This window comes from Mycolicibacterium sp. Y3, from assembly GCF_051188035.1.
Classification (GTDB): Bacteria; Actinomycetota; Actinomycetes; order Mycobacteriales; family Mycobacteriaceae; genus Mycobacterium; species Mycobacterium fluoranthenivorans.
Genome location: NZ_JAVQLT010000001.1, coordinates 1,446,354 through 1,472,958 on the forward strand (window position 1 = coordinate 1,446,354; position 26,605 = coordinate 1,472,958).

The 26,605-nt window shown below is 61.8% G+C and carries 26 protein-coding genes; 16 read left to right on the forward strand and 10 right to left on the reverse strand.

Annotated features, from left to right (window positions below; genetic code table 11):
- The first annotated feature begins 165 nt into the window (after positions 1–165).
- Positions 166–1,311 (forward strand): trypsin-like serine peptidase, encoded by a 1,146-nt coding sequence (locus tag QN239_RS07120; RefSeq protein WP_499009008.1) that lies wholly within the window; start codon positions 166–168, stop codon positions 1,309–1,311.
- Between the two features lie 189 nt (positions 1,312–1,500).
- Here QN239_RS07120 and QN239_RS07125 read toward each other — a convergent pair whose 3' ends face one another.
- Positions 1,501–2,475 carry an LOG family protein gene (locus QN239_RS07125; RefSeq protein WP_499009011.1) on the reverse strand — a complete coding sequence of 325 codons (975 nt, stop codon included), beginning with the start codon at positions 2,473–2,475 and terminating at the stop codon, positions 1,501–1,503.
- Between the two features lie 425 nt (positions 2,476–2,900).
- Here QN239_RS07125 and QN239_RS07130 point away from each other — a divergent pair, with 425 nt between their 5' ends.
- Entirely contained in the window at positions 2,901–4,019 is a 1,119-nt protein-coding gene (locus QN239_RS07130; protein WP_499009013.1) for an endonuclease/exonuclease/phosphatase family protein, read from the forward strand.
- Positions 4,020–4,393: 374 nt separating this feature from the next.
- Here QN239_RS07130 and QN239_RS07135 read toward each other — a convergent pair whose 3' ends face one another.
- From QN239_RS07135 to QN239_RS07150, 4 genes are all read right to left on the reverse strand, one after another.
- On the reverse strand, positions 4,394–4,756 hold the full coding sequence (locus tag QN239_RS07135) for a histone-like nucleoid-structuring protein Lsr2 (protein ID WP_499009014.1): 363 nt from the start codon (positions 4,754–4,756) through the stop codon (positions 4,394–4,396).
- Between the two features lie 169 nt (positions 4,757–4,925).
- The gene (locus QN239_RS07140; RefSeq protein WP_499009016.1) at positions 4,926–5,495 is read right to left on the reverse strand and encodes a hypothetical protein; all 570 of its coding nucleotides are present in this window, start codon (positions 5,493–5,495) and stop codon (positions 4,926–4,928) included.
- Between the two features lie 231 nt (positions 5,496–5,726).
- Positions 5,727–6,155 carry an immunity protein YezG family protein gene (locus tag QN239_RS07145; protein ID WP_499009017.1) on the reverse strand — a complete coding sequence of 143 codons (429 nt, stop codon included), beginning with the start codon at positions 6,153–6,155 and terminating at the stop codon, positions 5,727–5,729.
- 10 nt (positions 6,156–6,165) lie between these two features.
- Positions 6,166–8,079, reverse strand: coding sequence for a DNA/RNA non-specific endonuclease (locus tag QN239_RS07150; RefSeq protein ID WP_499009020.1), 1,914 nt, complete (start codon positions 8,077–8,079; stop codon positions 6,166–6,168).
- 608 nt (positions 8,080–8,687) lie between these two features.
- Between QN239_RS07150 and QN239_RS07155 the strand changes: the two genes are divergently transcribed.
- Positions 8,688–8,951: a hypothetical protein gene (locus tag QN239_RS07155; RefSeq protein ID WP_499009023.1), complete on the forward strand. Its 264-nt coding sequence runs from the start codon at positions 8,688–8,690 to the stop codon at positions 8,949–8,951.
- A 12-nt stretch (positions 8,952–8,963) separates the two neighbouring features.
- Here the strand turns inward: QN239_RS07155 and QN239_RS07160 are convergent, their stop codons facing one another.
- The 4 genes from QN239_RS07160 to QN239_RS07175 form a co-directional block, all read right to left on the reverse strand.
- Positions 8,964–9,455 carry a hypothetical protein gene (locus tag QN239_RS07160; RefSeq protein ID WP_499009026.1) on the reverse strand — a complete coding sequence of 164 codons (492 nt, stop codon included), beginning with the start codon at positions 9,453–9,455 and terminating at the stop codon, positions 8,964–8,966.
- A 149-nt stretch (positions 9,456–9,604) separates the two neighbouring features.
- Positions 9,605–11,266 (reverse strand): Rv0964c family protein, encoded by a 1,662-nt coding sequence (locus QN239_RS07165; RefSeq protein ID WP_499009028.1) that lies wholly within the window; start codon positions 11,264–11,266, stop codon positions 9,605–9,607.
- 15 nt (positions 11,267–11,281) lie between these two features.
- Positions 11,282–11,605, reverse strand: a complete 324-nt coding sequence (locus QN239_RS07170) for a WXG100 family type VII secretion target (RefSeq protein WP_499009031.1) — start codon at positions 11,603–11,605, stop codon at positions 11,282–11,284.
- Between the two features lie 574 nt (positions 11,606–12,179).
- Positions 12,180–12,446, reverse strand: a complete 267-nt coding sequence (locus QN239_RS07175) for a helix-turn-helix domain-containing protein (protein WP_499009033.1) — start codon at positions 12,444–12,446, stop codon at positions 12,180–12,182.
- Positions 12,447–12,734: 288 nt separating this feature from the next.
- On the opposite strand from QN239_RS07175, the gene QN239_RS07180 reads away from it, so the two are divergent.
- Positions 12,735–13,109 carry a hypothetical protein gene (locus QN239_RS07180; RefSeq protein ID WP_499009036.1) on the forward strand — a complete coding sequence of 125 codons (375 nt, stop codon included), beginning with the start codon at positions 12,735–12,737 and terminating at the stop codon, positions 13,107–13,109.
- Between the two features lie 46 nt (positions 13,110–13,155).
- Here QN239_RS07180 and QN239_RS07185 read toward each other — a convergent pair whose 3' ends face one another.
- Entirely contained in the window at positions 13,156–16,182 is a 3,027-nt protein-coding gene (locus QN239_RS07185) for a tetratricopeptide repeat protein (protein ID WP_499009039.1), read from the reverse strand.
- Positions 16,183–16,728: 546 nt separating this feature from the next.
- On the opposite strand from QN239_RS07185, the gene QN239_RS07190 reads away from it, so the two are divergent.
- The 12 genes from QN239_RS07190 to QN239_RS07245 all read left to right on the forward strand — a co-directional run bounded on the left by QN239_RS07190 (position 16,729) and on the right by QN239_RS07245 (position 26,506).
- Positions 16,729–17,325 (forward strand): hypothetical protein, encoded by a 597-nt coding sequence (locus tag QN239_RS07190; protein WP_499009042.1) that lies wholly within the window; start codon positions 16,729–16,731, stop codon positions 17,323–17,325.
- 232 nt (positions 17,326–17,557) lie between these two features.
- Positions 17,558–17,755: a hypothetical protein gene (locus QN239_RS07195; protein ID WP_499009044.1), complete on the forward strand. Its 198-nt coding sequence runs from the start codon at positions 17,558–17,560 to the stop codon at positions 17,753–17,755.
- A 176-nt stretch (positions 17,756–17,931) separates the two neighbouring features.
- On the forward strand, positions 17,932–18,627 hold the full coding sequence (locus QN239_RS07200; RefSeq protein WP_499009047.1) for a hypothetical protein: 696 nt from the start codon (positions 17,932–17,934) through the stop codon (positions 18,625–18,627).
- Positions 18,624–19,745, forward strand: a complete 1,122-nt coding sequence (locus QN239_RS07205) for a hypothetical protein (protein ID WP_499009050.1) — start codon at positions 18,624–18,626, stop codon at positions 19,743–19,745. Before QN239_RS07200 ends, QN239_RS07205 begins: the two co-directional genes overlap by 4 nt.
- Complete coding sequence (locus QN239_RS07210; RefSeq protein WP_499009053.1) at positions 19,742–20,485, forward strand: hypothetical protein; 744 nt, start codon at positions 19,742–19,744, stop codon at positions 20,483–20,485. Before QN239_RS07205 ends, QN239_RS07210 begins: the two co-directional genes overlap by 4 nt.
- Positions 20,486–20,650: 165 nt before the next feature.
- A complete protein-coding gene (locus tag QN239_RS07215) occupies positions 20,651–21,244 on the forward strand; it encodes a hypothetical protein (RefSeq protein WP_499009056.1) in 594 nt (197 codons plus the stop codon).
- Positions 21,241–21,444 (forward strand): hypothetical protein, encoded by a 204-nt coding sequence (locus QN239_RS07220; RefSeq protein ID WP_499009059.1) that lies wholly within the window; start codon positions 21,241–21,243, stop codon positions 21,442–21,444. The genes QN239_RS07215 and QN239_RS07220 overlap by 4 nt, the downstream gene beginning before the upstream one ends.
- 168 nt (positions 21,445–21,612) lie before the next feature.
- Positions 21,613–21,864, forward strand: coding sequence for a hypothetical protein (locus tag QN239_RS07225; protein WP_499009062.1), 252 nt, complete (start codon positions 21,613–21,615; stop codon positions 21,862–21,864).
- On the forward strand, positions 21,857–24,061 hold the full coding sequence (locus QN239_RS07230) for a type IV secretory system conjugative DNA transfer family protein (protein ID WP_499009065.1): 2,205 nt from the start codon (positions 21,857–21,859) through the stop codon (positions 24,059–24,061). Before QN239_RS07225 ends, QN239_RS07230 begins: the two co-directional genes overlap by 8 nt.
- Positions 24,062–24,234: 173 nt before the next feature.
- Positions 24,235–25,056, forward strand: a complete 822-nt coding sequence (locus tag QN239_RS07235; protein ID WP_499009068.1) for a replication-relaxation family protein — start codon at positions 24,235–24,237, stop codon at positions 25,054–25,056.
- Entirely contained in the window at positions 25,053–26,087 is a 1,035-nt protein-coding gene (locus tag QN239_RS07240) for a DNA-methyltransferase (protein ID WP_499009071.1), read from the forward strand. The genes QN239_RS07235 and QN239_RS07240 overlap by 4 nt, the downstream gene beginning before the upstream one ends.
- An 83-nt stretch (positions 26,088–26,170) precedes the next feature.
- The gene (locus QN239_RS07245) at positions 26,171–26,506 is read left to right on the forward strand and encodes a hypothetical protein (protein WP_499009073.1); all 336 of its coding nucleotides are present in this window, start codon (positions 26,171–26,173) and stop codon (positions 26,504–26,506) included.
- Positions 26,507–26,605 lie beyond the last annotated feature (99 nt).

Sequence of the window (26,605 nt, forward strand, 5' to 3'; positions counted from 1 at the left end):
TGTCACCTGATCGTGCAGCAGACCCATCTGCTCACCGAAGCCAAGCGCGAGGTTCCTGATCCACCGAGCCGCCCGGCTAATTGAGGTACCCAACTACGTACCGCTGCCGACGCATCCGTCAATAACGTTGTTCTGTCGCGTCGGACGACCAGGGGAGATGGAGAAATGTCAACTGCGTCACCGGAAGAGTACGTTCAGCCGCTCCGCCCATCGGAACTACCACTCGAGGATCTTCGGGCCGCGGAGCCCGTTCCCGACGGTGTTAAGTACGCACTATCGCGTCGTCCGCTCGACATCTTCATAGGGGACCGTCGAGCGACTCCCGCGGAATTGTGTACAGCACTTCAACGATCCGACGAACTCGTGCTACCCGACGGCTTCAGCACCAAACTCGCAGCGGCACCCAACATCATCGATATCGCCGACGGTGCCAGCGGTGAGCCGATCGCTACCGACGCCCTTCCCGGATACCGTCCGCCGTGGGTCGACCTGGTGTATCACCCGCGATCAATGTCCCCGCGGGAGGCGCCGTATCTGCGCACAGTCAACGGCACCCTTGTGCAACCAGACGCCAAGATTTGGGGCCGCGATGACCGACACGTGTTGGGCCCCTATCAATATCCCTGGCACTGCATCGGAAAGCTACGCATCAGCTACAACGACTCCTCTGGCCATGGCTGGGTCAACTCGGGAACTGCCGCACTGGTCGGAAGACGCACAATCCTCACCGCCCAGCACATCATGCCGGGTCGCGGGCTTTTTCAACCCCAACCGCCCGCCTGGTCGGCCACGTTTGAAGCGGGCAAGACGAATTTTGACTTCGTTCCGGTGGCTCCGACCGCGCACGTCACCCAAGCTGCCGGCTACTGGGGGGCCAAAAACGTTACCTCAAGCAGCGACATGATGGTGATGCAGCTCGATGCCCCGCTCGGGGACCACTTGGGATTCCTGCCAGTGCGGGCATATGACGACAGCTGGGAAGACCAACCGTGGTGGACGCATGTTGGCTATCCGAAGGATAAGGGCGGCGACGCCCCGTACGTGCAGAGGGAGATCTCTGTGGTTGACGATGAGGTCGGGAACTTTCAGTCGGAGGAGCTGTATTCCTACGGCGACAGTTTTCACGGTGACTCGGGTGGACCACTGTTGGGCTGGCTGAGCACGGTTCGCCTGTTTCCTGAATTCAGTTACAGCCCTCCGGAACCAACGATCATCGGCGTAAGAAGCGGCACTACATCGGACTACACGGTGGATGCCGGTGGCAACCTTCTCACCTTCCTGAGCAACTGGGGCCGGACAAACTTCGATTGATCTACCAAAGCGGCGTGCGCGGCAACCGGGCCGGGTCGGGTCGGAGATATCCCGCATCCGAAGGCGACGCCTCGCGAGTGTGCGATGTCGAGTTGACGATGTCCGAGAGAACGTCATGTGCACGCGCTCAACGACATTGGTGCCCAACAGAGACTCGGCAGCTTGGATGACGATGGGTACGCCTCTGGCCTACACGGCTCGCTGCATCATGGCAGTCATGCCTAGTGATTTCCCGCGTTCGACGCGCTTGGCTACCGGGACGGCCTTCTTGATGATGAAGTCGGCTGCTTCCTCGGGTGTGTGCACGAACGTCACGGTGTCGTCGTAGAGGTCTCTCCATTTGCTGAACTGGAAGAGTGGCTTGAGAACCTGCGCGACAGGAATCTGGTCAGTCCAGAAGTCGTCGCTGGCGAAGAACACCATGGGACACACTTTGTTTGGCTTGTCGGCGTAGTAGTTCTGGGCCGCGTCCTGAAACACTTCTTGGATCGTTCCGGCGCGGCCACTGGTGTAGATGATGCCCTGTGCCGCAAGCATGAGCAGGCTGTCTTCGCGGATGCTGTTCTGGAAGAACTTCGCGACGTGGGTGGCCAGCGGTGTCAATGGTTCATGGCCGTAGTACCAGGTCGGTACTGCCAGGCTCGGCCCCGGGTTGGTGATGTCTCGCTGGATCTCCCAAGCGGGCAGCGCCCACGCGTGAATCTCTCTGAGCATGGCTTCATTGACGTTGCCCTTGGGGTCAACCACGCCGTACGTCTGCGGCAACTTGGGGACCAACTTGAGCTTGTTCAGCGCATTGTCCAACTCATCGTCTGATCGGCCGCTGAACATCGCCCCGAGATGGCCAGCTTCCATGGCGCCGGGGCCACCACCGGTGGCCACAATGAAACCGGCCTCGGCGAGGCGTTTCGCGATCGACACAACTTCCTCGTAGACGGGGTCGTCGCGAAGCAGATCATGGCCGCCCATGATCGCTGCGACCTTCAGCTCCTTGCCGACATAGCTGAACATCGCCTGCGCAATTGAGTTGTCCGCCAACGCTTCCATCATGCCGGCCACCGCGTCGGTCGGGAAGTTGGCGCCCTCAGTGATGTAGTAGCGGTAGATCTTGAAGTCCAACGTGTCGGCGATGCTATCGGGATTATCGGGATCGAACCCGGCCATGAGTTCTCCAGATGTGTACATCTGGCCTCGCACCGGCGCGAATGGAAGATCTGTTGATGCCATGAGCCAACCCCTTTGTAGACAACACCGACCACGCCACGCCGCGAAAGCCGCCCGCCGCCCCTCGGATACGCGAGCGAGCGTACGCCGCCGATCCTCACTTTTCGGCTGTTTGAGCTCAGTTGATGCCATCCCCGAGCAAAGCCCTATTGCGCCGTCCCCACGTCCGCAGATAGCGGCGGATGCGCCAGCTCAGACGCGACGTAATTCATATGTATACAGAGCATGTCAGCCGTTCGGGGGACCCGCCCATTGCGTTGTGTTTACCCGATCGGCATGCGCTATTCGAGTGAATCCGATCCGCCCGGCAAACACTCTGTGTTTGACTGTTCACGCCGCGATGAACAGCACTGAAGGGGGCAGACATGATCATCGCTACCTACAATGTCGAGAACCTTTTTGACCGCGCGAAAGCACTCAAGCCCGGCATGGGCGATGACCGGACCAAGAAAACGCTCGCCGCTCACGCGGAGATCAACACCCTGTTCGATCAGCAGATCTATGACGGTCCTACCAAGGCGAGAATCATCGAGCTGCTGAAAATACTTGACCTCTTGGCAGATGACACCGCAGATCTCACGCTACTTCGTGTCATCCGCGGCAAGCTCCTCAAGCGCTCCCACGACGGCAGCGTCGAGGTGGTCGCCAACGGTCGGCCCGACTGGACGGGCTTCGTGGAGCTGCGGACCGAGGCCATCGATGACCTGGCCATGAAGCACACCGCGATGGTGATGCGAGATATCAAGGCGGACATACTCGGCGTCGTGGAAGCGGAGAGCCGCCCGACGCTGCAGATGTTCTCGGCGAGCCTGCTCGATGCCATCCCCGACGGCAAGCCTTATGAGCGCTGCATGCTGATCGAGGGCAACGACGGGCGAGGCATCGATGTCGGGCTGCTGTGGCGCAACGCCTTCGAACTCATCGACATTCGGACACACATCTTCGATACCGATGCCAAGGGCGAGATCTTCTCCCGCGATTGCTGCGAGTACTACCTCAAGGCCGCAAACGGAACGGTCGTGGTTGTGCTGATGAACCACTTCAAGTCCAAGGGCTACTCCACACCCGGCGACCCTGGAGGGGCGAAGAAGCGCTCCCGCCAGGCCACGCGCGTCGCCGAGATCTACCGGTCGGTTGTGGCCGAACATGAGTATGTCGCGATCCTGGGCGACCTGAACGACACCCCGGACAGCGAGGCGCTCAAGCCACTCGTCCAAGATACTGACCTCGTCGACGTCAGTGCGCACGCCAACTTCGACTGGCAAGGCCGGCACGGCACCTATGGCAGCTCCAAAACCGATAAGATCGACTACATCTTGCTGTCGCCCGAACTGTTCGGCCGGGTCAAACAGGGTGGCGTCTTCCGCAAAGGGGTGTACCGCGGTCCGCGAACGCAAGATCCGTGGCCGGTCTACGACACCCTGACCGCCAAGGTTCACGAAGGCTCAGACCACGCAGCCGTATGGGCGGAACTCGATCTGTAGTCGGCGCACTCGAACCCGCTCTCACATCAACATCTGAATGCCCGAACAGGCCAGCTGATCACGGCAACCGGAAGAGCCCGCGCCGAATGTACGTCGAGCGCGGGTTTGGTTCCTTCGGAGAGTTTGAGGTGGTCGAAATCCAGCGAAGCAGCGATCCACTTCACAGCTTCGGCGGGCAGATGTACCTCGCCGTCGCGGAGTCTCCAATACTCGCCCGACTTCGATGACCCACCCAGTCGCTAAATCTAAGAAAGGCAGAATTCTAAGACCGGCGGACCACAGATCATGGATCGTGCATCGATGAATGTGCTCATGGAGAAGCGGCCATCAGTCATCGATACTGCTCACTATTCCTCCTTGATTCGCGGGAGGCGTTAGTGAGCAGCCTCGAATGCCTCGACAATCTCGGCTTTGATCCGCCCACGGTCAGAAACTTCGTAGCCGTTGCTGCGTGCCCAGTCGCGGATCGCAGCGAGCTGCTCCCTGCCGGATGCGCCAGTTGTACGAACCGATTTGGCGCGACGGACACCGTGGCCGCGAAGCCTCGAACCAGCCTCAACGTAGGGCTTCAGGGCCTTTTCCAGCTTCGCAATGTTCGAACTAGACAGGTCGATCTGGTACTCAGTGCCACGCAGGGAAAACACCACGCGTTCACCCCCGCCGTCCGGAATGTCGGATCCATCGAGGTCGTCAATTAGTTGGCGGACAACTCGCTCTGCTATGGGGGACTCCTTCACTTATCAACTACTGACTCATCACCGTACCAGCGTTCAGAACGAGCAAACTGAAGGCGATACCGGAATGTCGCAATAAGACTGATATTGCCCATTGAGGATGCGTCAAGAGAAGAGGATCGCGCGTGGCCGCCGAATCTTGGCTGCGGGGTGCCGACTACGCCCCGACAAACTAGACGAGAAAGTCCGCTAACTGCTGATGTACACCTGCAATTTCCTGATCGATCCGGGAGCGATTCCAGACCTCTGAGCCGCCAAAAGCCCACATCACGCCCAGCTCCCTGAGCTTGCCGATGACGAAGGAGAACTGCGGCAGTTTCAAGGGTGGCTGGTAGGAGACCTGGTTGAAGTGGTCCAACAGGTCACCGCGGAGGCGGTTTTGCATGGCCTCGTGGATGATGGGCGGACCCGCGATACCACCATTTTCCGGCAGGGACAGCCACAGTTCAACGTCGCCGGCACGCACGTCCCCGCGCAGGGAGTGCACGCGATACGCTGCCGCGAGCATTGACTGAACCGGGCTCCACGCGGTGTAGTTGCCGACGAACGGAACGTCTTTGGCTATATCTGCCAGCTCCCAAACTGTGGCAGGTGTAGCGGTCAGGCTAAGCAACATCGCTGGCTCAAAGAGCAACTGCATGCCAATGTGCCCACGAATGGTTCCCTTGCTGATCGCCCTATCAACGATTTTGACACCGCGTGTAGAGAATAGCTGCCCTGCGCCATCGTATACAGTCTTCAATCTGTTTATTATAGCGTCATTTAATTCGACACTCGGTAGCTTAGCTGACAATATTTCGCTACTGTTCTTTCGCGGATCTCAATTGGGGCGGCGGCGATCCCGGGGCCATTTTTAATACTGTGCTCCAATAGCTGTCGCGTGAACGACAAATAGACCTCGGCTAGACCAACACTAAGATTCGACAAGGTACGTTCCGACCCCGTAAAAGGTGGATACGGAGCCGACTTGCCCTCACGAGCTGCGCGGATACCACTCCGGCACAGCACCAGGCGGTCGCGGATACTTTCTCAAATCCTCGATGTACGTCTCATCAGTGGGCTGAACTGTCCAATTCGGCCGAACATCGTAGTTGAAATCAAAGGCACACTTGCCGTCTGCCCTCGCTGTGACAGCGGCCGAGAGCCACGCGCCACGTCCCTGGCTTGCCATCAGTTCGCGAAGACGCTTGAGCGCAATGACCATAGGCGTTGGCGACTTGACCACCTCGGTGGCACCGTCGCTGCCTGTCAGTTCCACCCGTGACTCGGCAACTGAGCCGACCATGTGGTAGTGGACGATACAGCTGTCCCAGCCCGCGCGCGGCAGAAAATCGAACAACGCACGCATGACAGCTGTCTGCGCGTCGCCCAATTGGACGAGGTACGGCGATTCGTCGGTCATCTCATCCCCTTTAGTTGAAAAAATGGTGCGTACTGTTCAAGAGGCCATCGACAAGAGTCTCGACGGTGTAGACCTCCGGACGCAAAGACCCGGCCGGGAACCCGATATCCACGTTGACCTGCACCTGATGCCCCTGCTCGGCCAGCGCCCGCCATTGCATCTCCAAATTGTAATAGTCCCGCGTCCCAACACTATTCAACGTATCGCGCATCGCGGTGATGTTGATCGCCTCACCAGGGGCGCCGAACTGCGTCCCGAAGATGTGTCCGCCTTGATCTCCGGGCAGGCGATCAAGGCGACCCGCAACCCGCTGTTGGTACCCGTTACGAACGCCGGACTCGACACTACTGTCGTAGATCATCTCAGCGTGGCTGACGCGACCCGCGGCATCCGTCATGTAGCTGAACCTGTCGTCCACGACATAGTGCGTGAGAGGTGCGGGATTGTTTAGTTCCCGGTTCCACGCGCCGACGCCGCCAGACTGAGTTTCTACGCGGCGCAACTCGTCGGGGATGCCAGACGCTGCATCTTGTGTGAGGGCTTCCGCCTCGGGAAGGCCACGTTCGGCCGCGCGAACCTCAGGCAGTAGCGCACGCCCTAAGGCGCCTTCACCGCCGAGGGGCATTGTGGCGGCCATGAGGGTGCCGTCGAAGAATTTTCCGCCGAGATAATGTCCGGGGTCGTTGATGGCCTCGGGTAGTTCGCGGGCGCTCGTGATGACGCCACCGAGCGGGGTCGGCCCGGCGAGGGCACTGAGTGGATCGTTCAGAAGTCGATCGGCGTGGCTCTGGGAGAGTTGGCTCCACGATTCGGCAACACCAGGATGGCCGGGACCACCGAGTCCAGTGAGGTTCTCGGCGGTTTGCGCGAGGTTCTGCACGGATTGCACGGTCTGATCAGCCCGGGTGTAGAACCCTTCCTGGACCCTATTTGTGAAGTGATTGAAAGCATCACCGAGTTGTTCGCCGATGCCTTGTTCCGGTACTGGCGTCGTTGGTGTCTGCGGCACTTGGGGCAGTGTGCCGTTGGCGATTTGGGTGTTGAGTTGGGAGGCGCCGGCCACAACCTGGTTGACCTGCTGATCCAGCTGTGAGGCTGGGATGCCGTCGTTGGCCATCACCTGGCGCAGGACCCCTAGATCCTGTTGGCTCGGGGTGAACGCGGGCGCTGCAGCAGGCTGCGGGGATTGTGGGAGGGGTGTCTGTGTACTGGTCAATGCCACAGCCAGCCTCTGCGGGGTGACCCGTGTACCCGTTCCCGAGGTCGGCGAGCTTGCACTATTGCGGCGTGAAGCGAGACCGGCACCGGCAGCTGCGCCGAGTCCGATGACCAATCCAGTGGCCGGGTTGTTCGGATTACTCGGCGCAGTAGGAGGAGTCGCGGCGACGGCTCGCGGGGGTTGTTGGACTGCTTGTGTGACTTGCTGTGCCGGTGGAACCTGTTGCTGGACAGGCGGGGTCTGCGAAGCAGGGGGTGTCTGCGACGCAGGAGGCGTTGCCTGCGGCGGCGATGTCGGCGTAGTGGTGTTCTGCTGGCCCTGGCTCGGGGGCGCTTGAACCACCTGGGTCTGCGTCTGCGGCGGTTGCGGTGGCTGCGCCTGGCTGGAAACCCGCGTGTTCACACTGCGATTCGGGCCATCGGCACTCCAACGGTTGTTGGCGTTGGTCCGCTCAGAAAAACTCGACCCCGACCGCTGGTTGCCGGAATCGCTGCTCGATTCGCGGGCAGAGGATCCCTCGCGGTTGCTGTTGTTCGACTTCTTCTTGTTATCGCTCTTCTTCTTTTTCTTGTTGTCCCCCGGTTTGGAGTGATTGCCGCCGGGTGAACCAGGTTTGGGGGTGGCCGAGGCCTGCGCGATGACCGTGGGATCGCTGCTGATCAGCGGCACCACCAGGCCCGCGATCGGCACCAGAAAGGCGGTCATGCCCGCCGCCACACCCAGGCGCACCCACCGGCCTCGATCACCGACCGATCGCGACGACACTGCCCGGTGCCGTCCCCGGTGTGCGCGGCCAGCATGCGATACCAAAGGTGAAGTGACCGCTGGCCCTGATGCGGGCCCCGCAGCGGCATCGGCGTGCAGCAGTATTCCCTGGTCTTGCGATGCTTCGAGCAGCCTCAACCATTCGCCGATGGATGCTTCAGGGCAAAGAACCGTTCGATCGTCCGCGACTGTCACCTGAGCGCTGGCCGCATCTGATGCCGCACTCCGACGCCGCGTCACAGCGTCTCCCGCGCAGTGACGATATGACCAGCTCGCCGTCCCCGCACATCCAAACAGTGCAGGTCAGACCGCGACAATCCCCCCATGACATCTCCCCTCGACATCCAAATCGGAGTCCGTCAACGAGACGGGCTCTGCAAGGTGTAGTCGGGAACGGACGCCGAAACCGAACGTCAGCGAACGGTGATCTAGCCCACAGCAACATCGGCGCCAATCACGGCTACGCTTCGACACCACCAACACTCGGTGGCCAAATTGTCACGACACCCAGGCATCAACGGCCACCGAACTATTGATTCGGGGGAATCATGCACTCATCAAGCGACAGCACTCAGTTTCACTTCAAAGACCTCGCGGCGCTGCTGGCCGGCCTCGCCATGCTCGTCGCCGGCTTCGCCGCCATCACCAGCCTGACCGGCTGGGTCGACCGGTGGGGCACCGTCCCGGTCTACCTGACCTACTTCCTGTATATGTCCCTCGCCGGGCGCCTGTTCTGGCAAGGCGCCGACGCAGCCTGGGCCGCCATCAAATCAAGCCTCACCGCTGGGGCCGCAACCAAACCGGTCCCATAGGCCCCCCGGCAGCTATCCCCCTGATGGCGATTGTGCGATCAGGGGTGACTTCGTAACGTTCGCACTTCTCAGATTTCCAGGGAAGCACGGCGACGAACCAACAAGCGACGGTGGATATTTCGGGTCCTGTCTCGCTTCGATCTGCAGTACGTACCCATCGGGTGCGTATCCGAAGCGATTGGGCTTTGTGAAGCCATCACGCTCAATGACCTGCCATCCCCATTGCTTCCAGATGTCGCCAGTTTCTTTGATGATCGCGCTGAAATCTGTCCCAGGCGGCAACGACATGTCGCGCCAATCTTCAACATGCACAGGAGCGTTGTCGCCGCTCGGATTGTCTTCGCAATAGGCGGTGCCGTCACCGACAACGTACCGAGACCCGTCCAGCGTAGTCCCTTTGGGCAGGGCGTCGATCGTCGCTTGCAGGTAGCGCACGATCGCGTCCTGAGCCTCCTGCTGACTCGCTGGAATCTTCGGCGACGAAGCAGTTGGTATGGATTCCATTGGCCCCCCTGGTATCTCAGTCGCCCCTGTAGCCGCGGACGATCCCCCGGTCGGCGAGGACGTAGACGGCGATGAGGTCGAGCACGCGGTCGAAAGGACGGCGGCCACAACTACCGCGGCAACGCGGACTCGACGCGGGTTCTGACGTGTCATGGTGTGAACCTCGGTGGTGTGACGTTAGTTTGCCCTGCGATGATGCGTCCTAGATTGTCTAGCGCCGGGTTCCCGGCGCTCCAGTAACTGCTGTGGGCATCTACGGTAGGCGAGCCGAAGGGGCCGGCGGGGCCGGGTGCTGCTTCGAATGGGATACCGCCGAACCCCGCGCTCATCGGATCGGGCCCCAGCGTGGCGTACGTCGCGATGCCGATGACGTCGTTCTCAGCCCTTGTCGCGAAGACGTGCGCCCCGTCCGCCAAACTCAAGTCACTGGCGTGAGCGGCGAGTACGCCCGGACTGCCCACTGCCACAACATTGTTGGCGTCCAGGTGATGACCATCGAGGCCAGCCGCACCCACCAGGGTTGAACCGTAGCTGTGACCAATGACCGTGTTGACCGACGGACCAGCCGCCGCGCCATCATCGTGGGACGCGCGCATGCCTGCCTGGAAGCTGTCGAGGGCCTGGGCCCCGTTGTGGGCGTAGCTGGTCGACGGAGCATCGGTAAGCACATTCATCGGTCGGTCATACCCCATCCACGTGGTGACCGAGACGTCGCTGGCTTTCAGGCTCGGGTCCGCCCGTAGCGCTGCTTGCAGCATCTGCTCGGACTTGCTCGTGCTGAACTCCAGCCTGCTGAGGTCCTGTCCCGTACCCGGCACGAACGTGGCGTTTCTCGTCGCGGTGTCCGGATTGTTGATTGATACGGCGGCATGCCCTTGATCGTCAAGGACGCCGAGATAGCGGGGCAGACCGTCTGGGGATTCCAGTGCCTTATGTACCTGCTGATACTCACCCAGCGAGTGGGTGGCGCTGTCCCACTGTTTCTTCCATTCCTGCCACTGCCGATACACCGCCGCATTGCCCTTGGGATTGGGCACCTGGCCGGCCGCCCAACCTGGATGTTCATTCCGCAGGGCGTCCACCGACCGTTGGGCCTGGTTGGTCAGCTCCCCCAGATGACGCTGATTGTATTGATTCTTGTCTGCGAATGGCATGCCCGGGTGGTTCCCGATGCTGTGGTCCTGGCTGTACAGCCAGTCCTTTTCTTCCGGTGTCAACTGCTCCCACAGGTCGTGGAACTGCTGGGGATCCTCGGGCAAAGGCTTGTTGAGGGCATCCTGGATTTCCGGACGGTTCTCGTGGGGCGAATCGGGGATCGGGGTGTCACCGGTAGCCATGCTGATCGCCTGCGTAAGTGCCGCATCCGCAGCGGCCGCTTCAGCCAGAATCGCATCGAGCTTGGGCTGCAGCTGCTCACGCTTGAGCTCGATCTCCATCGGCGGCGCCCCAGCCGCGCCCGGTCCCGCAACAACGGTGCTGGTCGCGGAATCGATAGCCATACCGAGGCTTTCCGCTTCTGCGCGCAGCGCCGCGAGATCGTTCTTCACCTGCTCGATGTCTTCGGCCGCCTTGCTCGCGGCCCGGGCAACAGCCAGTGCCTCGTTGCCGTGGGCGTCAAGATCCTTGCGCGTGGCTTCAATGGCGGTCTTGGCGGCATCCGACGCCGTCCCGCCCCACGTCCCGAACGCCGGCAAAGAGGCAATGCCATTGGCAGCCTCGAACGCCGCCTCAGCCCGACTCCGGGTGGCGTGAAACACCTCCCGGACATCGCCCGCATCCCACCGATCGATATCGGCAATCGAAACCGTCACAGCGATGGCAGAAGGTCAGAGACCCGAATCGGGAATCTGACCGCTGGCGTTAGCGATGTTGGTGGCGCCAGTCTCGTCGTTCTGCGAGTAGCTCATCGCCCCCATGCGCAGGCCGTCGCTGTGGCCGGCCATGTTGCCGTACAGAACACCGGTGGTGGCCTGCCATTCAGTGACCTTGGCGCTCATTGCGGCGGCCGCACCAGCAGGCAATCCAGCCATGGATTCTTCAACGCGGCCATCGGCGGTGCCGTGCTTAGTCCGCATGTCATCGGCGTGCATATCCACCGTTGACGCAGACAGGTGCAGATCTTCGGGCTCTACCCGCAGCCACCCCGACATCGGACCCCCTCAGTTCCGAGCAAATAACGCTGACGTCAGCATACTGCGCGCGAACGACTACCTTGCGCAGCAGTTTCAGGGCGATGCGATGCCTTCAGCTCATGCACCAGATGACCTGCAGCTATGCAGCTCACCTCTTGGGGAGCGACGGTCGGCGGTGGGTTGATGCAGCGATCGCGAGATCCAACTGAATCGGTATTGCGTTTCATGACCGCTCCACCGACTCCGATAGTCGATAGACGATTCGCTGCCGCCGATCGAGCAGACGCCGCCGTACTCACTGGACTTCGTGGCCCATCTCACCTCCGGCTGCTACCCCGAGGATCTGACTCACGACCTCCTGTAAGCGGTTCATTCCGACGCCGACGGCGCGCGAATGCTCGACGCCATCCGCGCTCGCGCAACTTGAGCTGCGCCTCGCTGCGACTGAACACGCTGACTACCTGCGGTATTCGCGCGTTGGCGTTTCAGGACACCAACACAATCGTCGTGAACACCATGGTGCCCTCGGGCTTCGTGTAGCCGGCTGAAGGCGGCGGCGTGACGGTCGGCTTCGGGATCGGACTCCGGGGCCTCAACTGTTAGGAGTGTCCAGCGGGACGGGCAGGCCAGAGACGAGCTTGCCGGCGTCAATGTCCAGTCCCGCCGCGATCTTCAGGATTGTCTCCAGTCGCAGACTCCGCTGACCACGCTCGATCTTGCCGAGCTGGCTCCAGTGGATCGCCATGCGGTCTGCCGCCGTTTCCTGGCTGATGCCAAGTTCCTGCCGCCGCTCTCGCACGCGCTCACCGAATGCGCGGGTGGCTTCATTCTGCGCCTCCTTGGCGCGCTCGTTAGGCATGACGACTACCACATACTGCCCAGCCACATCGGGCCAGAGCAGTTAGTTCGCGTATCTATCATACCCATATCTATCGAGTCGCGATCTATTGCACCCAGACCTATTGACCCTTACGATGATCTGACCGGCCACCAGGACGGGTCCCAGAACCGTTGTTTTCCGCCCCTACCAGGGGCAGAGAGGAGGGTGGCCGTGCAGGCCACGCCTACTTACGCATGCCCAAATCAGGCCGGAATCGTCACCAACACAGACGCGGACCGTCCAACAGCTGGGCACTCCGCAAACCGCATGGCTTCGCGCAGGGCCTTCCGCGCCATGAGAAACGGGGCGTTTGTCGCAGTCGTCGGGGCAGCAGTAGCGCTTGGCGGAGCGGCAACGGCTGGCGCCCAACCCGGTCTCGTCGACGCGCAGTCGGGCAGCACGGTCGACGCCGATGGCACCCAGGGCACCATGGTCCCGGCCGTAACCGGCGACCAGCGCGGGCTGGCCACACAGTCGACGGACGGCCACACCATTACGAGTGATGCCTGCTACGTCACGGGGGACGGGTGCATGCCAGCTGCCAGTTTCGACCCACGAACCATCTCGGCGACCACGGGCGTCAGCAACGACCCCGACAGTGTTCTCGACGGCAATGGCTTCCAGACGAACACGGGCGGGTGATCGCGGTTTCCCAAATTTCCAAACGCATAGCTTCGCCAACTACCGTCTACCGGCTCAGTTCGGAGGCTCTTCTTCGCCAGCGATCGGCTTCTCGGGTTTCAGGCGGGTTAAGGTGGTTGCGCAGTACATCGGCAGCGCCGAGCATTGCCCGGGGGTCATTTTTGCGCGCTGCTCTGCGATACCATGTTAGGGCTTCCTGCGGGTCGTTGAAGGTTTCGAGTAGCATGTCTGCCAGAACTATCATTGATTCTAAATCGCCAAGTTCTGCCGCACGCTCATACCAATAGCACGCTTCCTGCGGGGCAGTAGCTTGCATAAGGTCCCCCAATCGTTGCATTGCGTCGACGTCATCTTGGTCGGCTGCAGCCTTGTACCATGATATTGCTGCATCAATATCCGGTGGGCTCCAGAGAACGGATAGCAGATCGCCGAGGGACCTCATCGCGACTGACTCACCTGCATGTGCTGCCCGCTCCAACCATTCACGTGCCGGTTTCAGGGCTGGCGGATCGAAATCCGCCCAATACACAGCACTTAACGCCACCATTGCGTGGATATGTCCATTCTCGGCTGCTTGCGTATACCAATATATGGCCGATTTCAACGATTTGTGGCTATCGAGCGAAGCGAACCATTCACGCATCTGGCGCCATCGTGATTTCTTTTGCTGAAGTGGAGCTGTGGCAACTGCTGGATCATCCTCGCGGTAGAGGTCGCCTAGATGACACATTGCTTCGACCAACCCCGCCTCAGCGGCTTCCCTCAGATAGGCGGCGCCGTCGGCGAGACGCTCACCTTCTCCGTGCTTGATAAAGAAACAGCCAAGATAGTATTTGGCGGTGCGATCACCGTGTTTGCTAGCCTTCTCAAGCCAATGAATCGCGTCGTCATTGGTCGCGGCTCCAAAGTTATCAAGAAGGAATCTTCCATACGAACACATCGCATACACATCACCAGTGTTGGCGGCCTCGCGAAATAACTCATCTGCCTTTTTCAGATCAGGCCGCTTGCGGTGGTTCGCGGCGATGTCCGCAAGGCCGACTAAACCGCCAGGGTCGCCGTCTGCATCGGCCGCTCTGAACCACTTCTGGGCGACTTGGATTTGGGGAGGATCCATAGCATGGGCAGCGATATAACCGAGCCTGATGCGAGACGCATTTACAACTGCAATGTTGTCTTCCGTCACGCATTCAGTCGCAGCCTTAGTGAGCCAATGGACGGCCTGCTCAAGATTGGGAGGCTCACTGTCTGCAAGAATGCTGCCGAGGTGATTCATGGCCCATAGATCGTTCTGATTGGCGCAATCTTCGAGCAGTTCGATCGCTTCATCGCGCCGTGGTGGTTTGACCTTTGACAAAAGAAAATTCGCATAATGGTGCTTTGCTGATCGGTCTCCGCTCCGAGACGCCGTCGCGTACAGACGTTGGGCGTCCGCGAGCAGGGTGGCGTCGTTTTCCTGTGAGAGAGCCCATGCCGTACGTAGTTGAGCTGGGAGATATCCTGCATTGGCGCCTTTGCGGTACCAGCGGAGGGCGGCGTCAGGGTTGCGCGGTTCGATCGCGGTCTCGTACAGATACCCCATGAGGTATGCTGCTTCAGCGCTGCCCAGCTTGGCAGCCTGGCGCCCGAGTCGTACAGCGGTTCGCGCCTGTCCGCGGTGGTAGGCGGTGAGCATGACGCCGTACGCTGCGGCCGCATCAGCGGAGTACAAGGCATCGTCCCAGCGCCGGTCAGCAATCGGACGTTGGCAACTTTGTTCGTCGTCGGCGGAGACGAGATAATCATATGGTTTGTACCCACGGGTGCCATCCGCTAGAAAGTGCGATGTCAGCGTGGCTGCTTTGCCATCGCCAGGTCGGGGCGTTCGCGCCTGCCCGACAGCCTTTAACATCAGTTCCCGTGTCGCATGAACATCGCTGCGAAATAACCGCAATTCGTGCTCGGCGGCCTCAATGAGCGCACTCTCGGGAATGGGGTCCTGCCGACCACAGCGAGACCAGTCGATCGCTGCGCGGAGGACTGCGTGGAGCAGCGGCTGTTCCCAATGTTCTGCGTCACGGTAGAACCGCAAAAGATCAGGACCACAGCCTAGTTGTGCCCCAAGGCCGAACTGACCAAGTTCCTCATGCGGATAGTTGGCGGCTGCTGCCTGTTGCTCGATCGGATCTTGCGTGGTGTGGTCGAGATCGATGCAGAAAGCGCTGTGAAGCACTTGCCTAATGTGTCGGATGTCATCGTCGGCGGGTTCATGCCGGCAGTACTTCGCTCCGTTTGACGCAAATTCCTCAATCCAATAGGGCGCACCGCTCGACCTGTCATCCGCGCCCAGCGAGCCCGGCGGTAAGCCAGCTCCGCGTATGTGATTTAAACCCTTAACCGATAGCTGATCCCCGAGTAGGAATGCTCGCTGCTCGCTGCGCAAGGTCCCCAGCACATTCGTCCGGCCTGGCCGTGACAATAGTTTGTCGAGGAGGCTTGGTGTGAGCGGGTCGGTCGGTCTCAAGTAGCGATCAAGATCGTCGAGCCAAACCACAAGCGGGGCATCCGTGTTCCTTACTAGCGGATGGGCTGCCAGCTCTGATAATCGGCCCGGCACCGGAACGACAATTCCACTGTCGGGAAGAGCACTTGCGACGCCATGGAACGCTGATCGTGTCTTTCCAGCATTGGACGGCCCAATGATCAGCGTGAATCCACGGGTCTTAAGTGCATTGGCAAGCGTCTCATCAAATTTGTTTCGAGTCCGTGCAACGTACGGGTCATCGATCCCGTGATGACGCCGGTCACCATACTTTGATTCCGTGGCACGAAGGACGTATGGGTTCATGTCCGCTGCGGTCAGAAAGCCATTGTGACCGAACAGATCTACCAGATCGCGGACATCGGTAACGGCAACGAGGTCTGTTAGGACATCAGTGTGGGCGGGCTCGCGAGAGTCGGCTGCCCGTCCGTCCAAAGCTGATGGTGGTGTCCATGTGTTGCCCATCTGACGCTCGTAGTACCCAACGAGTTCCGCGCGGCGATGTTCATCGCCAAGTAAGCGGTCGAGCTCCTGATAGAGAGCTTCGGCCACTGCCGGTGGCCCACCGCCCTTAGACCGCGCCCAATTGGTGACGTCTTTCCACTGCGGAAGTCTCGCCGCGGCCATCGCTTGTCGATGCCGAACCGATGAGTGCTTTGGCTTAGCACCGTCTTTCAGTTCCACTCCCGCGCGCCGGCATGCCTCCGCAAAAGTGACCTCGGTACCCGGAACCGGATGATCCCGCTCCGTGGGTAGGTTCGGGCCGAGTGCGAGGAGAAAGCACGCCGCGTCAAGTTCGGCGCTCTGTACGGGATCGTCAGGGAGAACAGCGTATTCGAGCAGATCCCAAACCAGATTGTGCACCTGCGGGCGCTCGTCGAGCTGCCATCGACTCTCAACCCACCGGGGTAGCGCTGGCGGCAACGGTATGTTGTTTGGCTGCGCAGTCCTACCTGGTGTCAGCAGGTCGATGATCGCGGCAACAACGTCGTCCTTGTTTTCCGCCAATTGCGGCCCCCGTCCATTCCTTATTGGCAATCGTTTTCATTTGTGCGATAGTAGCCCCAAGGGTTGGCCCCCTATATAAGGAGGCCAACCATGGCCCTTTTCGACAAAGAGTACGGCGATTCCGCGCGTAAAAACATGCATGGCCCCGAAGTCAGTATCGGGATGGGTATGCACCCGGCAATGCATGCATATGTCAACTTCATCCTCGATGGAACTGAAAGCACTCGCGAAAACGGCCAGGGCAGTTACCTCGACTGGGTCCGCAGGCACGTTGTCCAGGGGCGAACGCTGCCTGAGGATGCCCCATGCTTTCTCGACACCATCGCAGCCTGGTTGATTTTCGGAGACGCGGTTGAGGCATGTGGAGCGTATGAGAACTACCTGGTGCTCGTAATCTGCCTCGTCGTCGAGTGGGCAGATCGAGTCCGAGACCATGAAGCCATCCGGGACATTCGCCTGGGCGGTGAGGGTATTTCTCAGGCCGTTCGAGAATACGAGTACTTCGCGAACAATGATGGAGAGCTTGAGAAGGAACGTCGAGAGCGGTGGCCCAATCTGCCCCCGGTCGAGATTTTCGGCGAAGCTATGCCGATGGCCCGCCTGGACTACAAGGCGTGGCGACACCCTGCCCTAAGTCGGACAACCTGGGACCTCGCGGTCGCAGGACGGCCGCGGCACTTCGGCTAGCACCAAGAGCACAACAACCAATCAAAATTTGGGCCAACCTGCCCGGTCAGCGACATCCGCTGACCGGGCTTTTCCATGTTCGGGAGGCCGCCAGCAAACGCGTCACGTAATCCCGTCACGTGACGTCACGTGACGTCACGTGATGTCGCGTGATGCGTCGATGCGACGCCGTGTGGCGACTACAAAGGAGCCCATCACCCCACTACATGCACACGAAAGCGAGGCACATTCGATGCGCGACACCATCATCCGCGGCCTGATCGGGGCAGAATCCGCCCTCTCCAGCGCCACCTACCGCCTGTGGGTTCGCGGCTATTCGATCAGCATCGCCGACGTCCAGGACATAAACGAGCACATCGACGAAATCCAGGATCTCCTTCGAGCACTTCATCAGGTCATCAATGGCGTGGAAAACGCGTCAAACAGATAAATAACTCAAATATGACGAGTGGGCAGCCCACCGCGTCACTACCTACTTCCCGTATGCGCGAACAAACAAAGAATGGAAGCATCCCAATGAAGGCTACCAAGCGTGCAACTGATGCTCTCTTGATCACAGGCATCTCGATGCTAGCGATGACTGCATGCACAAGTACCGATCGCGCTATGTCCCACACCGAGAATATCGCCAATTCGTGTCCAACGAACGGCACGCGGGTCGCCTCCTTCGCGGCAATAGATGGGTCACTGAGCCAGCGAGACACCATCACCGAGTCCGCCGAGCAGGAAGTACTCCGACGGGTTGCCGAGCGGACATTTATCTGCAGCGGACATTTGAGAGTGACGCTATTTTCGGGCTCAATGATCGGCGTGACCGTCTTTGACGGTGACCTGCAGCTGGACGGTGCAACCGCGACGGCGCGCCTGAGGAAGGCCCCTGATGCCGTCGACGCCGTGATGGAACAGATCAATACGGCATTGCCTGACGCTTCGAATCAGCTCACTGACGGCAACACCGACATCGTGGGCCAGTACGAGCTCGGTGCCGAATACGAATCGCAGCTTTCTGCAGCCGGCAGGTTTCAGCTAGAGCAGACCATCCTCACCGACGGCATCCAAACTGCGGGGCAGTATCTCGGCGACCCGGCGCTCACAGACCAACAGGCCGAGGCGCTGGCCGCAACGTTCACCGTGCCAGACCTTTCAGGCGCAGAAGTCCGTCTGATCGGGATCGGGCGTCAGGCAGACCGCACACCCCTGCCGACCTCATACATCACCGCGTTACGGACCTTCCATACCGCGGTGTGCAAGCGCACCCACGCCGCGCAGTGTGTGGTTGTCATCGACGCGGCAGGAGCATGACGACGGTGCAGGTCCCGCGTATCAAAAAGGTCAGCGGAGGGCAGATGCCGGCTGACAGCCCTCGCCTAAACCTCGTCTTGCAGACCAAGGCTCAGGTACGTCCGGGGCATCTCGGTCCGACGTACCTGGAACGGGACTTCGACGCCCGCCGCGACGAGCAGACCAATCTGTTTCATGCCACCGGCGTGGAGGCCGCTCGCCGCTCTGCAGTCGAGGCCAAGGGCCGTGAGTTCGGAGCCGAACACGCGCGCACCATTGCCACGAACGACATAGCGGTGGTCGAGAACGCCTGCGCGGAATACCAGCAGGCGCGGGCGATGTTGAGCCGCTTCGCGCACCGTAAGAGCGCGTCGTCTATCTGGTATATGGCGCGCACGGGCGGGTTGCTCGTCGGCGACGTTGCTGGACTGGCGACTGCGGCAGTAGCGCTCGGCGAGGTGCCGGTCCTGGCCTGCGTCCAAGCCGTTGCCGCGGGCACTGCCACGATCACCGCTGGTCTGGTCGGCGCTCATGTGCGGCACCAACACGATGCCGTCGACCGCCACCGCCAGCTCGAAGGCCTCCCCAAAGAGCTTGAGCCATACCGACACCTGTTCCTGGGCAGCGCGAGTAGCGGCGCCAGCACGGCCGTGTTCGCCATCGCGGCGATCATTATGGTGCTCGTCGCGTTGGGCGTGGGCACCCTGCGGATGAGCGTCGAGGGCGTTGCCTCGGGTATCACGTTCGGGACGATGGCGGCCGCGATAGCGGCCGCCAGCTGTGTCAATGCCTGGTACTACGCCGATCTGGTGGCGGATGTCATCGAGAATGCCGAGCGCGCCTACCGGCTAGCCATCAAGCGACACCAAAAGCTGGCCGAGGCGGCGATCATCCGCGAGCAGGCGCGTCGCACCGAGGAAGCGGACTCGATCACGACCGAGCATGCTAGGCGTGGCACGGCCGCCAGCTCGCGGGTGGAGGCGCTCAAGCAGCGGGCCTTGGTCGCGAATCCCGATGTGGTCGGCCACGGCCTGTCAGTGTCGAGCGGCGCGGCGCTGAAGTTGCCGTCGAACGGCCAGATGGCCAAGGAAGTCAAGGTCACGGCGCGGAGCCCGCGACGAAACGGGGTTGGGCGATGACCAATTCCGGCAACAACATGCAGCAGGCAGCCATCTTGGAGCAGGGGCTGCTGCGTCAAGACCTGCTGGGCGGCGGTGGGTTTCGCAACGAGTCCACCGCCGCTGCTGTTTGCGACAAGATTGACGAGTACCTGTCCCAGATCATCCTCGGGGATCCTGGTACGTGCGGCGGCGAGACGACGACCTTCATCCTCACCGACAACTCCGGCAGCGTGTGCGGCGCGGGTGGCAACGACCCGACTACGCGGCGGCACGACGAAGCACTGCTGACGATCCGGCATGTGGCGGTGGCCTGCCGATGCGGGCGGGAACAAGTGGCGCTGCTGCCGTTTGACCAGCCTTCGCCGGGACTGGTGCTTCCACAACGTTTAAACGGGCGTGGCATCCGGCGGCTGCAGCGCGGCATGGTCATCGCCGAACGCACCGGCGCCTCCAGTTCGCTCCTGCCGGCTCTGACAATCGCGGAGCGCCTGGCCAAGCTGACACCCCACCGCGCGGCCGTCGTGGTGCTGAGCGACTTCGAACTGTGCGACCACCAATCCGACCGAGTGTTGGAGCGCCTGGCGAACTTCCCCGGACATGTACATGCCGTCGTACTCGGCGGTCTCACGCCGGACCAGTTGGAGAACGACGAGCGGGTGGCAATCTCGGAGATCACGCCGGAGTCCCAGCCCGGCGAGGTGGCCCAGGCCATCTTCGACGGGCTGACCGCTCACCGGCAGGGGGTGGTCGCTCGCTAAGTCGTCGCGCAATCCCGCCGTCTACCTAAGGCGGGATCACTCACCTCAGACACAGCCACCCAGGCACCACCTCAAAGACCAGGCCGGTGGATGCCCTGACCTTTTGCGCCCAAAAGCATAACGAGATAGGAGCTTTGACCAGTGTTCAATCAACACCATAGAGATATGGAGCGGGCGGCAATCATGAGCCGCCTCGCGACCAGGCAGTGCCACTGTCGACAGATGACACCCGCTCGCTGCCTGAGCGACGAGATCACCAAGGCAGCCGCCACGCTCAGTGACTTCATCAGGCAGATGGCCACGCGCACCGCCGAGGAGGTCGGCTTCCACTACGAGCTGACCCCGGACGCGCCAAGGACATACGAGGCGCTCGTGGCCGCGTACAAGCACAGCGCCACAACCGGTGCACCACTGCCCATCTCCATCGAGAACAGCGACACTGTGATCTACGCCGACCTCGACGTCAATTACGCGCTGCGTTTCTGGCACGACATCAGCCACGTCCGGCATGGGTTGACCTTCGACTTGGTGGATGAGTTGGAACTATCGCTGTGGCACTTAGGCGAACTGGAGAAGGCCGGACACCGGCCCGGCTCCCAAGTCTGGAGGCTGCTGCACGCCGACCTGACCGGTCAAGCGTACGTGCAGGCGTTCGCCAGGCGGTTCCCCCTCGACCAGCGCCGCTTCGTCACCGGTTGTGTAGCAGCCGGATTCGATCACGGATTGTTGGCAGAACTAAAACGCCAGGAGGGATCGTGACCCAGGAACCGGGCAAGTGGATGGACCGCATGATCGGCTGGTGTTTCGGCATCCTGCTCGGCGTCATCGCGCTGTACTGCGCCGTCGCGCTTATCAAGCCGATCTTGCCGACGCTGATCCTCATCGTCGGAGTGTTGGCCATCGCGGGTCTGCTCATCGGCGCGGTTGTTGTGTTTCGCGCATGGCGTGATCGTTGGTGAAACCGTAGCAATGCGACTACGAGACAGTCTGTTCCGGTCGGTGTTGTGTTATGCACCAATGCTATTGAATGTTGAATCGATGCAACGCATAGTAAGTCGCACGACGTTGCATTGATTCAACGAATCGTCATTCATCAACTTCCGCCGCATTCCGAAAGGAGGACAACTATGTCTAAAACAGGACGAACCAACCACCGCCGCGGCACACGCGGCCAACCAAAAGCCGAGCGCCGCATCATTGTTCGCAGCGTTCCGCGTGATCCGCCGGACCTGCGCAAGCTGAGCCGGGCAGTCATCGCCATGGCGCTCCGTGAAGCTGAACTCGCGGCCGCGGCCGCCGCAGAAAGTGACACCACAGTGGCGCAGACTCCCGACGTCGCGACCCAGTCCGGTATGGAGAAGGAGGCGACGGATGATTGAGCAGCCCGATGTCCCCCGATCTGCCGATTCGCTGTTCTGGCAACAGTTGTTCTGGCCGCATCCGTTGACCGAGGTATCCGCATTCGGGGTCCTACGCCATTGGGCTGCCCAAACGCACGCGCAGCAACTGATCCTGGAGGCCCGTGCCGACGTCACCGGTGTTGAGTACTGGATCGGTAGCCAGTTGCGCCACGCTCAGGCCGTCCGTCGGGCCGTTGAGCAACTGATCCGCGGTGCGATCGTCACTAGTGCCGACCCCGACGACCGCCAGGACATCAGCACGGCGCGCCGGCTGCGCCTCACCACGACCGCTCGGCCGTTGGAGCCCTCCGATCCGGTTGCCTCGGGCCGCTCGATCCTGCACGCTCTCACCACTGTGCAGCGCGGGGAACACTTAACCCTGCAAGTTGTCTTGGGACCGCGCCGTGCGCCGCGCCTCAGCCCACCAGAACCGAAACGCGCCAACCAACCAACGCTGTCCAAATTGCTGCACGGCGTCCTGCCCGAAGCTCAGCCCGACGCCCGCCAGGCCCTGACCCGCAAGCTCGGCCAACACGGCTTCGCCGCCACCGTGCGCATTGGCGTGCACGCCGCTACCGGTGACCGGCGACGGACACTGCTGCTTGGCCTAGCGGCGGCGATCGGCACCGTCGAGGCACCCGGCGTCCATCTGAAACTGCGACCCGAAAAGCCGCAGCGGCTCAACCATCCGCGCGCCAGCTGGTCGGCATTCACGCCGTCCCAGCTGCTGACCGTCACCGAAGTTGCACACCTGTCTGGTTGGCCAATCAGCGACCACGACGAACCATTCCCTGGCCAGCCACCACAGCACCCGCGCCCTGTTCGACCGACCTCGGCCATGCAGACGGGTGAGCGAGTCATCGCCGACGCCAACGCGCCCGGAACCACCTCCACCATCGGCTATAACGTGACCGACGCCCTCCGTCACACCTGGGTCATCGGACCCAACGGGGTGGGCAAGTCGACGGTGCTGCTGAACCTCATCGTGCAGGACCTCGAAGCTGGCCGCCCGGTCGTCGTGATCGAGCCAAAGGATCTCGTCACCGACGTTCTGGCCCGCATCCCCGCCAGTCGTCGCGACGACGTTGTCCTGCTCGACCCGCTCTCCGACGCGCCTGTGGGGATCAATCCGCTCGACGGCCGTCACCGCGACGGCCGCTCACCGGAGGTGGTGGCCGACAGTCTCTTCGGCACCTTCAAAGCTCTCTACGGCGACAGCCTCGGCCCACGCTCCTCAGACATACTCAGAAACTGCCTGGAAGTTCTGGCTCGGCGCGACGACGCCTCGCTGGTGATGTTGCCGCTACTGCTGACCAATCCAACGTTCCGGCGCTCGCTGACTCAGCAGGCCATCCGCGACGACCCCTTCGCCGCCGGCCCCTTCTGGCAATGGTTCGACAACCTCTCACCAGACGCAGTCTCCTCAACAGTCGCCCCACTCAGCAACAAACTACGCCCCCTGCTGAGCAAACAGCTGCGATCGATTCTGGCGCAGCGCAATCCGAAGTTCAACATCCGCCAGGTGCTGCGCGAGAAGAAGGTACTGCTGGTCCCGCTCCAGAAGGGCGTCATCGGACCGGAAAGTGCGCAAATTCTCGCGGCCGTCGTCCTGGCAGACCTGTGGCAAGCCGTCCGCGAACGAGCGGGGACGCCGGAGGCCACCCGCGACCCGGCGATGCTGTATATCGATGAGTGCCAGGACTACACGGCCACCCCCGTCGACCTGAACGATGCGCTTGCACAATCGCGTTCACTCGGTGCCGGGTTTCACCTCAGTCATCAATACGAGAAGCAATTGCCCGCCGCGATGCTCGAGGCGTTTCGCAGCAATGTGCGCTCGCGGATCTGCTTCCAGCTCCAGGCCGGGGATGCCAAGGACATGGCCGCGGGTCAATCGGTGCTGACCCCAGAGGACTTCAGTAGCCTGCCCGCCCATCACATCTACGCCAGCCTGATCCGGGACAACTCAGTCCAGCCGTGGGCCTCCGGCACGACCCGGCCAGCACCCATGGTGACCAGTGACCCCGACGACATCCGCCGATCAAGTGAGCAGCGCTACGGCCAACCGCGCGCCGACATCGAAGCCGGTTTCGCGGAGCTCCTGGAAAGCAGCACTGGCTCGGGCAACGACATTGCAGACATCGGCGCCCCGCGGCAACGACGGAGGCAGACATGAGAAGCGACGACCAACACCACATCAATGGTGCCCACCCTGCCGGTCACCACCTCGGCCACCCGATCACGTCGCATACGAATCTGCCTCCCACATCGGCGGATGACGACCTAGGGTCGCTTAATGATGGTGCCCATACGGGCACCACACCCCGGACACCACGCCGCAAGCAGCGAGTGAAACCCCGCGACCTTCACGAGCTCGCCAGCTGGCTCAGTGAACGCGATATCGCCGTACTGCAGTCGGTCGCCGAGCACCAGTTCCTGACCGTCGGCCACGTCGAGGCGCTGCACTTCGCCACCCACGCACCGGTATCCGGCCCGCGGATTGCACGCCGCACCTTGGCACGGCTGCGTCACTACCGGCTCCTCGGGACACTGCAACGGCGCATCGGCGGCGTGAAAGCGGGATCAGCCGGCCTGATCCACTACGTCGACTCAGTGGGCGACCAACTGCTTCGCAGTCGATCTGGCCGGGATGGCCGCCGCCGCTCCCGAGAACCGTCGTCGCGCTTCCTCAGCCACCGACTGGCCATCGCCGATGCCCACGTGGCGCTGGTGACAGCCGATCGGCACCGCCAGATTGCACTCACCGAGTGTGCACTGGAGCCAGCGTCATGGCGACGGTTCACCGGCCTGGGTGCAGCCCGCCTGCTTCTCAAGCCAGACCTGTACCTCGAAACCGCAGTCTCACCGGACAGCGACTTCGTCCATGCCTGGTTCGTCGAAGTCGACCTCGGCACCGAGGGTATTCAGACCCTGCTCAAGAAGTGCCGCGAGTACGAAAGTTATCGTCGCTCGGGCGTCGAGCAAGACGCCACGGGCAGCTTCCCGCTCGTCGTCTGGAGCATCACCCATGCCGACCCCGTCAAGGCCGAGCGCCGCCGCGACGCACTGCGCCAGGCGATCGCCGCAGACCGGTCGCTACTGGCCGAACTGTTTCGTATCGTCACCCCAGAGCAACTCGCCGGCGCATTGCAGCACCGAGGTCAGCAATGACCGTGGCGCAGAACAACAGCGCGGTTCCGCGGGGCGACATCCTTATCGGTGACGCACTCGATCGGCTGAGCAGTCTGCCGAATCAGTCCGTGGATATGGTGCTGACCAGCCCGCCATACTTCCGGCTGCGCAACTACCAGCACGACGAGCAGATCGGCCTTGAACATCACGTCGATGCGTGGGTCGACCGTCTCACCACCATCCTCGAAGAAGCCAGACGGGCATTGGTGCCGACCGGCACGCTGTGGCTCAACCTCGGCGACACCTACGCCACCCATCCCTCACAGGGCGCGGCTCGCAAGAGCCTGCTGCTGGCACCGGAGCGACTGGCGCTGCGGTTGCAAGCCGCAGGGTGGATTGTCCGATCAAAGCTCCTGTGGAGCAAGCCTAATCCGACGCCTACCAGCGTCACCGACCGCTTGGCCTGCACCTACGAAGTCGTATACATCTTGGCGATCCAACCGCGGTACTTCTTCGACCTCGATGCCATCCGCGTGCCGCATCGTTCTCGTGGTGGCCGTCCCTACACTGTGCGCCGTCCGAAAGAAGGCTGGCGCGGGCCCAACAGTGACACCGCGACTGGGCTCGACGTCCTGAAAAGCAACGGCAGGGTGGGGCATCCGCTGGGCAAGAATCCCGGCGACGTTTGGACCATCGCGACGAGCAGCTTCCGCGGCGCACACCACGCCACCTTCCCGCTGGCGCTGGCGACCCGAGCCATCCAGGCCGGCTGTCCCGAAGCGCGCTGCACCCGCTGCCGGCTGCCGTGGCGCCGGCGCCTGATTCGCAGTCTCGGCGGCATTGCTACCCGTGCTGCGCTGGCACCGACCTGTGATTGCCGCGCACCGAGCGAACCAGGCCTGGTGCTCGATCCATTCATCGGTAGCGGCACCACCGCCGTGGCCGCCGAGAACCTCAACCGGGACTGGCTTGGTATCGAACTCAACCCAGACTTCGCCGCCATGGCCCAGCAGCGCATCACCCAAGCACGCAACACGCGCCCGCTATCCGGTGAGGAGACGGCCGCATGACGGCAGCGCCTCGTCGGTGTCATGCGGCCGTACCCGTAAGCACACTCCGTGTTTGCCGGCCGCAGCGCACCGAGGAGGTCGCCATGTCCATTCCGGACGAAACCACCAAGGGGGTCAAAACCCTTGGCATCCGGCTCAAGCCGGACGTTCACGCCCAGCTGAGCTTCATCGCTCAACTGCGTGACGGCACCATCACCGACGAGATCCAACTCGCCATCACCGCCCACATCGAGGCGGCTAAGGGCGACGCGGAACTCAAAGGCCGGGCCGATGCGGCACGCGCCGCCATCGAAGCCGAAGCCGCTGCCCGCCAGCAGGCCATCGCCACCCTGTTCGCCACCGGCCCAGGTGGCGGTAGCGACACGGCCCGGTCCGCCCGCCGCACCACAAAGGCAGGTGATGCCACCCCGGACAGCTGAGCCAGTAGTGGCCAGCGGCCCAGCCGGGCGGGAGCAGATCGAGCGCCCAGCGCTCTCTGCCTCCCGCCCGGTCCCAACACCCACCAACCACAACCTTGA